This window comes from Providencia sp. JGM181, from assembly GCF_018257375.1.
Classification (GTDB): Bacteria; Pseudomonadota; Gammaproteobacteria; order Enterobacterales; family Enterobacteriaceae; genus Providencia; species Providencia lanzhouensis.
In genome coordinates this window covers 1-14,224 of the sequence record NZ_JAERJY010000090.1, presented here as the reverse complement: position 1 = coordinate 14,224, position 14,224 = coordinate 1, and the positions used below count along the sequence as shown (strand labels likewise).

Sequence of the window (14,224 nt, the reverse complement as noted above, 5' to 3'; positions counted from 1 at the left end):
TCTAATATCCATATATATATCATAAGGTTAAATACGGTGACTAAAAAGTGTTATACTCACTTAACCTTACAACCATTTTATTGGTTATTTTTTAAACACAATCAAATTCAGTCGACTATGTCTTTTATACCGCCTTCACCACCAGAAAATGAAACCGTCTTATTGGCGCGAGCCCAAGCCCTTGCTGGCTATACGCTTGGTGAGTTAGCAACTATTGCAGGCATCCCAATCCCCCCTGACCTTAAACGAGATAAAGGCTGGGTCGGGACATTGTTAGAGTATTTTTTAGGTGCGACCGCAGGCAGTAAAGCCGAACAGGATTTTGCAGATATTGGCGTCGAGCTTAAAACAATCCCAATCGATCGCCATGGCGCACCATTAGAAACGACATTTGTCTCTGTCGCGCCCCTCACGGGCAATAGCGGTCTAACATGGGAAAATAGCCATGTGCGCCGCAAATTATCTCGCATTTTGTGGTTCCCGATTGAAGGCGAACGTCAAATACCGCTTGCCCAGCGACGTATTGCGAACCCTCTGATTTGGAGCCCTTCTGCGCTTGAAGAACAACTTTTACGCCAAGATTGGGAAGAGTTAATGGATTTAATTGTGCTGGGAAAAGTCGAAACCATCACGGCTCGTCACGGACAAGTTTTACAGATTCGCCCCAAGGCGGCGAATAATAGAGCACTAACCGAAGGTATAGGGGAATTTGGGCAACCAATAATGACATTACCGAGAGGTTTCTATTTAAAAAAAGATTTTACGGGTCCATTATTAGCACGGCACTTTAACCTCAGTTAATCGGTCAAGGCATCGCCTGTGCCAAACAGACGATTTTTTATTCCATTTTTAAGGCAATAAGATGTTTGAGTGGTTCTTAGATCCCCATGCTTGGATGGCATTGGCAACATTAACAATTTTGGAAGTCGTACTGGGTATCGACAATATTATTTTCTTAAGTATCGTCGTCAGCAAATTGCCCGCCCATCAACAAAATAGCGCCAGACGTATTGGCTTAATCGCTGCAATGGGAATGCGTTTGGCACTGCTAGCGTCTATTGCTTGGCTCGCTCGCCTCACCACGCCACTCTTCACATTAGCTGAACATACCGTTTCCGCCCGCGATTTAATTTTGTGTGCAGGCGGCTTATTCCTTATTTGGAAATCGAGTCAGGAGATTTTCGATACCATTGAAGGGGAAGACGATGAGGGGATAGCCCAGAAAAAAGTCACTTCATTCTGGGGAGCCATTATGCAAATCGCAATTTTAGATATTATCTTCAGTTTAGATTCGGTGATCACTGCCGTGGGGCTATCTGACCATCTGTTTATTATGATGGCAGCAGTAATTATGGCGGTCATGATCATGATGTTCGCCGCGAAACCTATTGGTGATTTTGTGGAGCGCTATCCTTCCGTCAAAATCCTCGCACTCTCTTTCTTGATCCTTGTGGGCTTCACTTTGTTACTTGAAAGTGTTCAGGTACATGTATCAAAAGGCTATATCTATTTTGCTATGTTCTTCTCCATGTCAGTGCAAATGCTTAATATTCTGCGCAGCAAAAAGTGGAAAATGAAAAACAAGCAATAAATGAAAAATAAATAGTCATAGCCAAGTTAGCGTAAGGCGTCCTTTGCTGCGGCAATAGCGCCTTCCACCGCTTTTTTAGCTTGAGGGCTGTTTTTCCAACAACTTGACCCCGTTAGTGCAGCGCCCGAAATTAAAATTTCATCGTAAGAAGCTTCACTTAACTGCGCTAAAGATGAAAACCCCATTTGTTCTAATCGGCTAATTACCGTTGGTCCAACACCCTTCACTGCTAATAGAATTTGCTTTTCTGAGTCTGAAAATGGCATAAATCATCCTTTTGGCTGTAAAACAGCCGTAATTGAGCGTATATTTTGTCATTAGCCTATTTCTTAATTTAAAATTCTGAGCGGTCTATAACAGGTTGAGTTACCTGCCCTATATATCTGTTTTAGCAAATAGGAATAACAACGGTAAAGTCATTGACGACTCGCGATAGAAACTAACATGTCGCACTAAAAATTCTATCTTGTAGGTATTTATTATGTATAGCAACAAAATATCCAATACTCGCCATATGTCGATGACATTATCTGATGGGCGCCTTTTGTGTTGGTATGAATCTGGCCCTGAACAAGGGTTCCCCGTGATTTTTTGTACCGGCGCAGGGATGAGCGGTACACTGGGCTTTGGTATTGACCGTCTTGATGAGCTAAATATTCGCTTAATCACTCCTGAACGTGCCGGACTGGGTCAATCCACCTTTGATGAGCATAAATCCCTACAACGCTTTGCTCAAGATATTCAAGAACTTCTAAATGCTCAAAAACTGCCGTCATTTTCCGTTATCGGCTTCTCTCAAGGTGCCGTTTTCGCTATGGCTCTCGCCTGCTACGCTTCCCCTGTTTCATTATCACTTGTGTCAGGACAAGACCAATTTGAGTTTCCAGCAATCCGAGCACAATTAAAGCAAGATGTCATTAATATGCAGGAACAAGCCATTCATACCCCCGAGGCTTTATCAGAATGGTTGATGCGCAATGTGACTTCACAATGGTTACTGGCGTTTATTCTTAACTGTAGCGCAGAAATAGACCAGCAGGTTTATAGCGAAGAGAGCTTCTTAGCCGCTTACAGTGACTGTATGGAACGTGCATTTATGCAAGGTAACCAAGGCTATGTTCAAGATCTCTTAATCGCCCTACAGTCTTGGCAGTTCAATCCTGAAGATATCCGTTGCCCTGTCGCGCTGTGGTATGGCGAGCAAGATGTGAGTTCTGTACATTCCCCTGATTTTGGCAAAACACTGGCTCAGCGCTTTCCTGATAGCGAACACTTTTTGTTCTCACATGAAGGCGGCTCAGTTCTGTGGACACAAGCCTATTCCATCCTTGCCCAATTGAAAGAACACCGCTTTTAAGTATGAAATATCGCCGTTAGGCATAAAAAAAGGTGCCCAATGAAACATTAGGCACCTTAAATAACGAACTAAAACTTATTTCTTAGACGCTTGGATATATAACAGTTCCAATGCAATCGTTGCTGCGGCTAATGCCGTAATTTCTGATTGGTCATAGGCTGGTGCGACTTCCACCACATCCATCCCTACAATATTCAGTGACTTAATGCCACGCAGCAGTTTTAACGCTCTATCAGATGTTAACCCACCAATCACTGGCGTGCCGGTTCCTGGCGCAAAGGCAGGATCCAGACAGTCAATATCAAACGTCAGATAAACGGGCATATCACCCACGATCTCTTTGATCTGAGCAACCATGTCATCAACACCACGGTCATTCGCTTGAGCGGCATCCAATACCGTGAAACCGTTGTCAGTATCATGTTCAGTACGAATACCAATCTGCACAGAATGATTTGGATCGATCAGACCTTCTTTTGGCGCATGATAGAACATGGTGCCGTGGTCATACAGGCTGCCATTACCGTATGTGTCAGTGTGCGCATCAAAATGCACTAACGCCATTTTACCGAAATGCTTCGCGTGGGCGCGCAGTAATGGCAATGTCACAAAGTGATCGCCACCAAACGTTAAGCAACGTTTACCGGATTCCAACAGCTTTTCAGTGTGAGCTTGCAGTTTATCGCACATATCTTGCGCGTCACCAAATGCAAACACCACATCACCGCAGTCAACCACGTTGAGTTTGTTTTTTAATTTAAAATCCCACGGCCAACGGTGGCTTTCCCACGCAAGGTTCGTGGAAACCTGACGAATAGCAGCAGGTCCATGACGGCTACCCGCGCGTCCTGAGGTTGCCATATCAAATGGAACACCCGTGATCACCCAATCAGCATCGGAGCTGTATGGTTGGAAATTTAACGGAAAACGTAAAAAACCAAATGCGTTTGAAACCAGTGAATTATCAACCTGATTTCCTAATGTGCTATTAATCATCACTGTTCCTTAATCATTCATCTTCTAAGTAAGTGTAACCATACAACCCACTTTCAAACTCGTTCACAAAATCTTTTTGCAGCTCGTCACTCAGCCCTGTGCTTTTCACTTGCTCAATAAAGCTTTCTAACAGCACTTCAGGAACCAGCTTCACGTATTGCAGCATATCGGCAACTGAATCGCCCTCTTCACTTTGCAAGTAACGAATGCTGCCTTGGCTATCAACCCACACATCAATGGCGGCAGTATCGCCGAATAAGTTGTGCATGTTGCCTAAAATTTCTTGGTATGCCCCGATCATAAAGAAGCCAATCATCGGTGGATTTTCTGGATCATACGCTGGCATTGGCATGGTGGTTTCCACTCCATCACCGTCAACATAATGATCAATAATACCATCTGAGTCACAAGTGATATCTAATAATACCGCGCGTCTGTCTAACGGCTTATCTAAACCTTCAATTGGCAAGACTGGGAACACTTGGTCAATACCCCAAGCATCAGGGAGCGATTGGAACAACGAGAAATTCACATAGAATTTATCCGCCATACGCTCTTGCAGCTCATCAATAATTGGACGATGGGCGCGGTTGCTAGGGTCTAAATCTTGCTGAATACGACGACAGATATTTAAGTATAGCTCTTCTGCCCATGCGCGTTGTGTTAAGTCCAACACGCCATGCGCATACTGGGTATGTGCTTCTTGCAAGTCAAACTGGCTATCGTGCAACCATTCACGCAGAGAACGGCTATTGCCTTGATGCTGCATGGATTCCCACGTTTCCCATAATGAAACCAGTGAACGTGGTGCGTCTTCGCTCGGCGGTGTGGTTTTGGTGAATTCGTTACGCTCAACCCCAATCACGTTAGAGACTAGCACGGTATGGTGAGCGGTCAATGCACGCCCAGACTCGGTGATCACCGTTGGGTGTGGCAAGTTAAATTCTTCACACGCATCGCCAATTGCCCAAATCACGTTGTTCGCGTATTCGTTCAAGCCATAGTTAACCGAACAATCTGACTGAGAACGCGTACCTTCATAGTCAACGCCTAAACCACCGCCCACGTCAAAGCACTGAATGTTGACACCTAATTGATGCAACTCGACGTAGAAACGGGCTGACTCACGGACACCTGTCGCGATATCACGAATATTCGCCATTTGAGAGCCTAAATGGAAGTGCAATAATTGCAGGCTATCCAAACGGTTCGCATTACGTAAAATTTCGACTAATTGCAGAACTTGGGTTGCAGCCAATCCAAATTTAGATTTTTCACCGCCACTCGCCTGCCATTTACCTGAACCTTGGGATGCTAAACGAGCACGAACACCTAAACGAGGCGTCACTTCCAGCTTCTGCGCCTCTTCAAGCACCATCTCGATTTCAGACATTTTTTCGATAACCAGATACACTTTGTGACCCAGTTTTTCGCCAATTAATGCCAGACGAATATATTCGCGATCTTTATAACCGTTACACACAATCACAGTGCGAGTGCGACCTGCGTTGGCTAATACTGCCATTAACTCCGCTTTTGAACCCGCTTCTAACCCTAAAGGTTCGCCAGAATTCACTAGAGATTCAATCACACGGCGTTGTTGGTTAACTTTAATTGGGTAAACTAAAAAATAGTCCCCTTTATAACCATAAGATTCGCGTGCACGTTGAAACGCTGCGTTAATTGAACGCAAACGGTGTTGCAAAATTTGAGGGAAACAGAACAGCGCAGGTAAACGTAAATGTTCCTGCTCTTCTTTAACTTGGTAGACTAAATCAGCTAAATCAACAAAGGTGTCAGGGTTTTCAGGATTCGGGCAAACACAGACATTTCCGCGCTCATTCACCTGATAGTAACCACCGCCCCAATACGCAATATTGTAAGTTTGGCGCATCTTGCGAGCGATATTATCATTCATAATAAACTCCTAATATGGAGGGGTGAGTGATGCGTTCTCCTTCCAGACAAGCAGCGACCAAGCGCATGATGCAACTGGGCAGTAATGTCAGGGAAACAGCGATACTCAGATTGTAATTAAAAGTGCTTAGAACTTCTAAACGGTGACAATATATATCCACAGACTTAGCAGATTACTCTTTGAGATTACTGACTAAGCATTAAGGATCTATGATAGGTATGACGGTAACTTCGCGATGAAGTCAACATAGACAGGAAAGTAAAAGCCAATGTCACACGGCGATCCGCGTAAGACGGTTGGATACTGTTATTCAGCAGATTATGGATCATTGCCCATTAACCCCCAATATAACTGTTTTCCCCTTAAAAATTTTAATTAATATTAAAATTCAACCGGTTATAAACATTCCTGATAGAAAGCAGACTCATGGCTGACCTGCTGGTATATAGCGGGAAATTACAACCATCCGCTACGGTCGCAGTTTATACCTCGAATAGCCCCAAAATGCAAAAGCAAATTATCTAAAATTTCACATTTACGATAAAACTAACTGAATTAACCATTTATGCGCTTATCATTTTAGGCTTAAAAACAGGTAGAAATTATTCATTGAAAAGTCTAGAATAGCCGTCTAGATGTTAAAACATCCAACTATAATGTTCTTTGAATTCTTAAGGTATTAATCTCATGTCTACACACCTCTTTACTTCTGAGTCCGTATCAGAAGGGCATCCTGATAAAATTGCAGACCAAATTTCTGATGCGGTCCTTGATGCTATTCTTGAACAAGACCCAAAAGCGCGCGTAGCTTGCGAAACCTATGTCAAAACCGGCATGGTCATGGTTGGTGGTGAAATCACTACCAGTGCATGGGTCGATATTGAAGAAATTACGCGTAAAACCGTTCGTGAAATCGGTTATACCAGTTCAGACATGGGCTTTGATGCCAACTCTTGCGCAGTATTAAGCGCAATTGGTAAACAATCACCAGACATCAACCAAGGTGTTGACCGTGCAGATCCTTTAGAACAAGGTGCTGGCGACCAAGGTCTCATGTTTGGTTATGCAACTAACGAAACTGACGTATTAATGCCAGCACCGGTGACTTATGCACACCGTTTAGTGCAGCGCCAAGCTGAAGTCCGCAAAAATGGCACACTGCCATGGTTACGCCCTGATGCGAAAAGCCAAGTTACCTTCCAATACGATGACAACAAAATTGTTGGTATTGACGCGGTAGTTCTGTCCACACAGCACTCAGAAGATATTGACCAAAAAGCTTTACACGAAGCGGTTATGGAAGAGATCATCAAGCCAGTTCTGCCTGCTGAATGGTTATCTCCAGCGACTAAATACTTCATCAACCCAACTGGTCGTTTCGTTATCGGTGGACCAATGGGTGACTGCGGTTTAACCGGTCGTAAAATTATCGTTGATACATACGGCGGTATGGCTCGTCACGGTGGTGGTGCATTCTCTGGTAAGGATCCATCAAAAGTTGACCGTTCTGCTGCCTATGCTGCGCGTTATGTTGCAAAAAACATCGTTGCTGCTGGTCTAGCTGACCGTTGTGAAATCCAAGTTTCTTACGCTATCGGTGTTGCAGAGCCTACCTCTATCATGGTAGAAACTTTCGGCACAGGTAAAGTTGACGAAGCATTGCTCGTGAAATTAGTCCGTGAATTCTTTGACTTACGTCCTTACGGTCTGATTCAAATGCTGGATTTATTACACCCAATGTACCAACAAACAGCTTCTTACGGTCACTTTGGTCGCCCACAATTCCCGTGGGAAAAAACCGACAAAGCGGCACAACTGCGCGAAGCTGCTGGTCTATAATTTTCGCTAACGGTCACTGACGCTAAGCGCAAAAATCAGCTTAAAAAACCCATCTTAATGATGGGTTTTTTTGTATCTAAAATTGCTCACTGATGTGATGAGTTAAATAACTTTTCTATTCGCCTCATATTTTGGGTCGAATAATCCCATTAATTGACTCATTCATCTTGATTGCTTTTCGGTGCATTGAAACTTACTTTTCAGTTCGTTGAAACAGCTGGAAAATTGCCATTCCTGCAATCATTGCCAACGTAAACAAAATACCTTGAGTCAGCCCCATGCCGGTTAATAAAATGGCAGGTCCCGGGCAAATTCCCCCAAGCCCCCAGCCTAAACCGAACAGCACGCTCCCTATGACTAATTTTTTATCAATAACTTTACTGGTTGGGATCTGCAATGGGCAATTCAGTACACTCGTTTTGCGCTTTTTCACTAACTGGAATGCGATACCGCTTATCACCATTGCCACTGCCATGGTAACCAACAAAGAGGGATCCCAATTCCCCGTGATATCCAGAAATGCCAAAATTTTTGCGGGATTACCCATACCAGCTAGTAGTAAGCCCAGTCCAAATAAAATACCGGAAACTAACGCGATAATAATTGGCATTACTTTATCCCCTTAACCCAAAGTGGTTAATCACAGCGACCGTGATAAATGCCACCAGCATAAAAACAACGACCGCCACCATGGAACGACGGGAAAATCTCGCCATGCCACAAATGCCATGCCCACTGGTACAACCGCTACCTAATCGTGTCCCAAAGCCCACTAACAACCCCGCAGCTATCAGTAATGGCGTGCTCGTTGCGATAGTGACTTCTGGCGTATACACAAAGGTAATAAACAGCAATGGCGCAACTAAGATCCCGACAATAAACGCCAGTTTCCATGCTGTGTCCCCTTTAGTGGGTTTAAGGACTCCCGCTAAAATCCCGCTGATCCCTGCAATTCGCCCATTAAAAATCAATAATATTGCCACCGCTAAACCAATCAACACACCGCCAATCGCCGCAGAGCCTGGCGTAAAATGCGCCCAATCAATCGTCATTTTAATTCCCCTTCACAGGACAATAGAGTTGATACAACGTATTGAGTAAGGTGAATAATTTCTCATCCGCAATAGAGTAATAGATTCGCTTACCTTCTCGACGCGTCGCGACTAATCCTTCATTTCTTAATACGGTTAACTGCTGGGATAACGTCGGCTGCACAATCCCTAACGAGGCTTCTAAATCACTCACACAAGCCTCGCCTTGTGTTAACTGGCACAGCAATAATAATCGGTCTGGATTCCCGAGTGTTTTTAATAATGACGCAGTTTGCGTTGCTGCTTGAGTCATTGCTAAAAGCAGCTGTTCTGAGTTTGGTTGTTCACTCTTTGACATCATTGGATCTCTTGTTACTATGTATAATATTATGCTATTTAATAATATATGTTTTGATATATTGAATGTCAATTATCACTTGTTGTTACTATATGACTTCACGTATTCTTGAGGACATGAAAACAATCCGAGTACCCATTCTGCTTCAACAGCGAGTGATGAAAACCCTACGTGAAAAGCTCGCGTTAGCTGAAGAAAAACTGGAACAGAAATTTCCAGAGCCCGCTATCAACTATAAACAGCGTGGAACCACCGCGGGCAGCGCCTATTTAAAAGATTGGGAAATTCGCGTTAATCCTACGTTGTTAATTGAAAATCCAGACAATTTTGTGGACGAAGTGATCCCCCATGAGCTCGCCCACTTGCTGGTTTACCGTGTATTTGGACGTAAAGGGGTCGCCCCTCATGGCAATGAGTGGAAATGGATGATGCAGACTGTTTTAGGGGTAACGGCGAAACGGACTCACAACTTTGCGGTGACCAGCGTCAAAAGCCAAACTTTTCGTTATCTTTGTGGTTGCGACACAATTCATGAACTTACCATTAGAAGACATAACAAAGTTGAGCGCGGGGAAAATCAGTATTTATGTCGAAAATGCGGGGAAATTCTCAAGCGAGAAATTGAGCCAGCGGCAGAGTGTTAATTCCCTGCCGCATCAAGAGGTAGAACCGAACTTAAGCGAACTCCGTCATCACTAATTTCGCGATTTCAAAGTAAATAATCAAGCCAGTACCATCAATAAATGTCGCGATAAATGGCGCAGAAACCACCGCTGGGTCAACCTTCAGCTTCTTCAGAACCATTGGAATAATAGAAGAAACAATCGCGCTCCACACGGTAATAGCCACAATCGTTAAGCTCACCACGATAGTCACTTCATGACCCACACCTAAGATCCAAGCACGAATTAACGCCGCACCACCAATGGTGACAGCCACTAAGAACGAGGTTGAAACTTCTTTTTTCAATACCGCACCGAGGTTACGTAAACTCACTTCCCCCAACGCCATCGCTCTCACGAGGGTCGATGTGATCTGAGTTCCGCTGTTTCCGCCGGTACCAATCAATAATGGAATAAAGAACGCCAGTGAAATGGCGGCTTCAAGTTGCTCTTCGAACGCTTTTAGCACGGTTCCAGTATAGGCTTCCGCCACAAACAACATTAATAACCACACAACACGCTTACGCCATAAAGTGACTGGACTGGTGGTTAAATACGGCTCTTCGAGTGGCGTAGTAGCCCCCTGCAATTGTGCATCGAGGGTATTTTCGTCTTCAATAAGTTCTGCAATATCTTGAGGACGTAATACACCCATTAACTTGCCGAACTGAACAACAGGGATCATATCCAAACCACTATGATTAATTAAATCATAAACATCATGGCGTGATTGTTCAGGGGAAACAGAGAAATAATTGTGGCGCATAATATCCGACACTAATAAATCTTCTGCTGAGGCAAGTAATGATTTAACGGACAGAATTCCATTTAAATAGTTTTCACTATCTACGACAAATAAATACGTTGGAATTTGCTCGCCTTCGAGATGTTCAATAAGACTTTTCTTCACACATGCCACAGAGTCGGCAACCGATACTGGCAAATATGATTGGCTCATATAAGCGTGAACAGTTGAATCATCAATTTTAGTTGGCTGTGATTGATTAGACTTTTGACGAGCGTCTTTCATCGCGGACTGTGCAATAGCTACTGCACCCGCTTTGTTCTGGGTAGAAAATGACATTTTTTTAGTCCCTATTACTGTTGTTTACTCAAACAGTACTCACATAGGGGCGAAACCAGATGAGAGAATGCGATTGCTATCTCTTCGTCTCGGTTTTAGCACTATACAACGTATCCTGAATCAATCAGGAAGTTACATGGGGATATACCTTCGGTCGATATATCCTGTCCTAATCTTGGGCGTCTCTCGACGTCGTCAGATCAGTAACCTATGTTTGTATAGGAGCCTCGCCTAACGAGTTACTGCACTTTGGATGCGGCGCGAATTATACCCACTGAGTGTTCAATTACCACCCTTTTACCTCTCTCTTTTTTTAATAGCCCACCCTCGTTTAAGTTTTGTTTAAGTTAATGTATATCAAGAATTCACCGTGTAACCATTTGTAACTTTAATAGAAACTTATATTATTCATAATACATAAAGTCATAATCACGCTATAAATTAATTTATTATTTTTTGATTATCTTTTGCCGCTAAAATACATGGATTAATAAACAAAAAAGCCACCTTATTTATATTCATAATAAGATGGCAATTAATGAGGCATTTAATTTTATATTATCGAAAATCGATTAAGCGATTTCTGTGTCGCCTTGTAATTGGCAACTGCACGCTAAAACATAGCCATTAGCAATTTCGTCTGCGGTTAATGTCATGGTGCTACTGGTTGTATAATTCCCCGAAAGCACTTTGGTTTTACAGCTACCACATACCCCTGCGCGACACGCGGCAATCACTGGTTGTTTATTCTGTTCTAACGCAGACAAAAGCGATGTTCCCACCGGTACAGTGAAATTCGCTAAACGGTGACGAATTTTTAAGTTCAGTACCTCTTCACTCACGGCTTCATCACCACCAGTAGTAAAGCGCTCCATAAAGAAGTGATCCGCTGGCACGCCTAGTGCCTTAGAAAATTCCTGCACATTTTTCATATATGGAACAGGCCCGCAAGTCATTACCACTCGCCCATGAATATCCGGTACTAACTCCAGCAATTTTTCTTGGCTCAAGCGACCTTGCGCCACACCGCCGTTATCGGGGGTTTCCGGCATGATGCACAGTTGCAAACGTTGCGGATATTGCTGCACCAATCTTTGCCACTCATTGGCAAAAATGACCTGCTTTTCATCTCGCACATTAAACAGCACTTTAACATCCGTTTCAGGGCGATTCGCCATCAGCCAACGGGTCATCGACATAATCGGCGTGACACCACAACCGGCTGCTAACATTAAATATTGCTGGCTTTGAACATTGGCACAAGTAAACTCCCCTTGCGCCTCAGACAACCAAAGATAATCCCCTGGTTTTACTGCTCCAGTTAGCCAACAAGAGCCTGCACCCTCGTCTAATCGTCTCACCGTAATGGAGATAAAACGGCTTTGCCCCGGCGATGAAGACAAGGTGTAAGCACGCATCACGTCATCACTGTTTTTGATACTCACCAGCGCATACTGTCCTGGTTCATATTGGTAAAAATCATGATTAATCAGATTAATAGTCCAAACATCTGGGGTTTCCTGCACAATCGAGTGAATTTGCATTCTGTTCGGACATAGGCTTGTTGGCATGGTCATGGGTTACTCCTTGCAAGGGGGAAAGCCGCTTCCCCCTTGGTTTCCATCAAATTACGCAGGCAGGATTTCCGCCAGATCTTGTTCAACCGTGGTAATGCTGCGCATACCGAATTTTTCATTCAGGATATTCAGCAGATTTTCGGTTAAGAAGCCCGGAGCCGTTGGACCGGTGTAAATGTTTTTCACACCCAGAGCAAGCAGGGTTAACAAGATCACAATCGCTTTTTGCTCAAACCAAGAGAGGATCAGGCTCAGCGGTAAATCATTCACGCCACAACCTAATTTCTCTGCTAAGTTCACCGCTAACATAATGGCAGAATAGGCATCGTTACATTGACCCACATCCAGTAAACGCGGTAAGCCTTCTAAGGTACCGAAGTCCAGTTTGTTGAAACGGTATTTACCGCAAGCCAGCGTTAAAATCAGGCAGTCTTTCGGTACGCTGCGAGCGAAATCCGTGTAGTAACTGCGTTCACCACGGCTACCATCACAACCACCGACTAAAAATACGTGGCGTAATTTTTTCTGAGCAACAAGATCAATCACCGCATCCGCAGCGCCCAGCAGGGTTTGACGACCAAAACCGACGGTAATTTTGTGTTCGATTTCAGTGTATGGGAAGCCTGCCATTTCCTGCGCTTGCGCTATCATTTCAGCAAAACTGTCCCCCGTAATGTGTTTCACGCCCGGCCAACCCACAATGCTGCGAGTCCAAATACGCGCTTTATATTCACCCACATCTGGGTCGATAATGCAGTTAGAGGTCATTAAAACAGGGCCTGGAAACTTAGCAAATTCCACTTGCTGATTCTGCCAACCACTACCGTAGTTACCCACTAAATGAGCGTATTTTTTCAGTTCAGGATAACCATGAGCAGGCAGCATTTCACCATGGGTGTAAATATTAATATCTGTGCCTTCGGTCTGTTCTAACAACATTTTTAAATCTTTCAGGTCGTGACCTGAAATCAAAATACATTTACCGGCAACTGGGCGCACGTTAACTTCCGTTGGAACTGGATGACCAAATTCCCCCGTTTCGCCAGCATCCAGAATTTCCATGATTTTGAAGTTCATCATGCCGATAGCCATTGCATTGTCGAGCAGCTCATTCATATCCGCTGGCAATGTGCCTAACCACGCCATAATTTCATGGTATTGAGCATAAATCTGGTTATCAAACTGACCTAAAACGTGAGCATGCTCCATATACGCCGCCGCACCCTTCAAGCCATACAGGCACAGCATGCGCAAGCCATGAATATCATCGCCAATTTGCGCTTTATCGACATCTAACGCAAATTGTGCCGCTTGCTGTTGCAGAGTTGCAATATCCTGCCCTGCTAATTGCAGGTTGATTAGCGGATGGTTAAAAGCTACTGCACTATTCACTGACAGGCAGTGTTTGATTAATTTATCACGCAGATAAATAGCTTCACGGGCATAACCAATAATACGTTCAGAATCGAAGTTAACGTTCGTCAATGTAGAGAAGAAAGCGCGCGGTGCGAAACTGTCCACATCATGATCAATAATGCCCAGTTCACGTGCCACCACCGCACTTGCAGATAAGCTTTGCAGGACAGCAACTAATAAATCTTGCAGGTCTGAAGTTTCAGCGGTTTTACCGCACATACCTTGCGAATAAGCGCAGCCATTGGTTGCTGGAGTTCTAATTGTTTGTTCACATTGCACACAATACATGGAGGAAACCTCTTTAAGTTGCATTTCATATACAACATTAAGATTACCCCTTTTAAATAAATAGAAAAGCACCTTAAAATTCTATTTGCAGGTTTGTTGATCTACAT

Annotated in this window: 14 protein-coding genes and 1 riboswitch; of the genes, 5 read left to right on the top strand and 9 right to left on the bottom strand. The window is 43.9% G+C overall.

Going from position 1 to position 14,224, the window contains the following annotated elements; genetic code table 11:
- Positions 1 to 117 precede the first annotated feature (117 nt).
- Positions 118 to 801 carry a DNA mismatch repair endonuclease MutH gene (gene mutH / locus JK188_RS11975; RefSeq protein WP_211886326.1) on the top strand — a complete coding sequence of 228 codons (684 nt, stop codon included), beginning with the start codon at positions 118 to 120 and terminating at the stop codon, positions 799 to 801.
- Positions 802 to 862: 61 nt separating this feature from the next.
- Positions 863 to 1,591, top strand: coding sequence for a TerC family protein (locus JK188_RS11970; RefSeq protein WP_036951219.1), 729 nt, complete (start codon positions 863 to 865; stop codon positions 1,589 to 1,591).
- A 26-nt stretch (positions 1,592 to 1,617) separates the two neighbouring features.
- Here the strand turns inward: JK188_RS11970 and JK188_RS11965 are convergent, their stop codons facing one another.
- Positions 1,618 to 1,857 carry a helix-hairpin-helix domain-containing protein gene (locus JK188_RS11965; protein ID WP_154602513.1) on the bottom strand — a complete coding sequence of 80 codons (240 nt, stop codon included), beginning with the start codon at positions 1,855 to 1,857 and terminating at the stop codon, positions 1,618 to 1,620.
- A gap of 215 nt (positions 1,858 to 2,072) precedes the next feature.
- Here JK188_RS11965 and JK188_RS11960 point away from each other — a divergent pair, with 215 nt between their 5' ends.
- On the top strand, positions 2,073 to 2,948 hold the full coding sequence (locus JK188_RS11960) for an alpha/beta hydrolase (protein WP_211886327.1): 876 nt from the start codon (positions 2,073 to 2,075) through the stop codon (positions 2,946 to 2,948).
- A gap of 75 nt (positions 2,949 to 3,023) precedes the next feature.
- Here the strand turns inward: JK188_RS11960 and speB are convergent, their stop codons facing one another.
- Together speB and speA are read right to left on the bottom strand one after the other, a co-directional pair.
- Positions 3,024 to 3,944, bottom strand: a complete 921-nt coding sequence (gene speB, locus JK188_RS11955; RefSeq protein WP_211886328.1) for an agmatinase — start codon at positions 3,942 to 3,944, stop codon at positions 3,024 to 3,026.
- A 13-nt stretch (positions 3,945 to 3,957) separates the two neighbouring features.
- The gene (speA, locus tag JK188_RS11950; protein WP_211886329.1) at positions 3,958 to 5,862 is read right to left on the bottom strand and encodes a biosynthetic arginine decarboxylase; all 1,905 of its coding nucleotides are present in this window, start codon (positions 5,860 to 5,862) and stop codon (positions 3,958 to 3,960) included.
- 687 nt (positions 5,863 to 6,549) lie between these two features.
- On the opposite strand from speA, the gene metK reads away from it, so the two are divergent.
- Positions 6,550 to 7,701: a methionine adenosyltransferase gene (metK, locus tag JK188_RS11945; RefSeq protein WP_006661136.1), complete on the top strand. Its 1,152-nt coding sequence runs from the start codon at positions 6,550 to 6,552 to the stop codon at positions 7,699 to 7,701.
- A gap of 193 nt (positions 7,702 to 7,894) precedes the next feature.
- Here the strand turns inward: metK and JK188_RS11940 are convergent, their stop codons facing one another.
- The 3 genes from JK188_RS11940 to JK188_RS11930 are packed head-to-tail and all read right to left on the bottom strand — an operon-like array spanning position 7,895 to position 9,090.
- Entirely contained in the window at positions 7,895 to 8,311 is a 417-nt protein-coding gene (locus JK188_RS11940; protein ID WP_211886330.1) for a DUF6691 family protein, read from the bottom strand.
- A 4-nt stretch (positions 8,312 to 8,315) separates the two neighbouring features.
- The gene (locus JK188_RS11935) at positions 8,316 to 8,753 is read right to left on the bottom strand and encodes a YeeE/YedE family protein (RefSeq protein WP_036951224.1); all 438 of its coding nucleotides are present in this window, start codon (positions 8,751 to 8,753) and stop codon (positions 8,316 to 8,318) included.
- Position 8,754: 1 nt separating this feature from the next.
- Positions 8,755 to 9,090, bottom strand: a complete 336-nt coding sequence (locus JK188_RS11930; RefSeq protein WP_132496803.1) for an ArsR/SmtB family transcription factor — start codon at positions 9,088 to 9,090, stop codon at positions 8,755 to 8,757.
- Positions 9,091 to 9,206: 116 nt separating this feature from the next.
- Between JK188_RS11930 and JK188_RS11925 the strand changes: the two genes are divergently transcribed.
- On the top strand, positions 9,207 to 9,734 hold the full coding sequence (locus JK188_RS11925) for a SprT family zinc-dependent metalloprotease (RefSeq protein WP_148444781.1): 528 nt from the start codon (positions 9,207 to 9,209) through the stop codon (positions 9,732 to 9,734).
- A gap of 31 nt (positions 9,735 to 9,765) precedes the next feature.
- Here JK188_RS11925 and JK188_RS11920 read toward each other — a convergent pair whose 3' ends face one another.
- From JK188_RS11920 to hcp, 3 genes are all read right to left on the bottom strand, one after another.
- Entirely contained in the window at positions 9,766 to 10,836 is a 1,071-nt protein-coding gene (locus tag JK188_RS11920; RefSeq protein WP_036951226.1) for a magnesium transporter, read from the bottom strand.
- Positions 10,837 to 10,909: 73 nt separating this feature from the next.
- Positions 10,910 to 11,082: riboswitch (M-box (ykoK) riboswitch) on the bottom strand.
- A 326-nt stretch (positions 11,083 to 11,408) separates the two neighbouring features.
- Positions 11,409 to 12,413 carry an NADH oxidoreductase gene (gene hcr / locus JK188_RS11915; RefSeq protein WP_211886331.1) on the bottom strand — a complete coding sequence of 335 codons (1,005 nt, stop codon included), beginning with the start codon at positions 12,411 to 12,413 and terminating at the stop codon, positions 11,409 to 11,411.
- A gap of 51 nt (positions 12,414 to 12,464) precedes the next feature.
- Positions 12,465 to 14,117 carry a hydroxylamine reductase gene (gene hcp, locus JK188_RS11910; protein WP_211886471.1) on the bottom strand — a complete coding sequence of 551 codons (1,653 nt, stop codon included), beginning with the start codon at positions 14,115 to 14,117 and terminating at the stop codon, positions 12,465 to 12,467.
- Between the last annotated feature and the right edge of the window lie 107 nt (positions 14,118 to 14,224).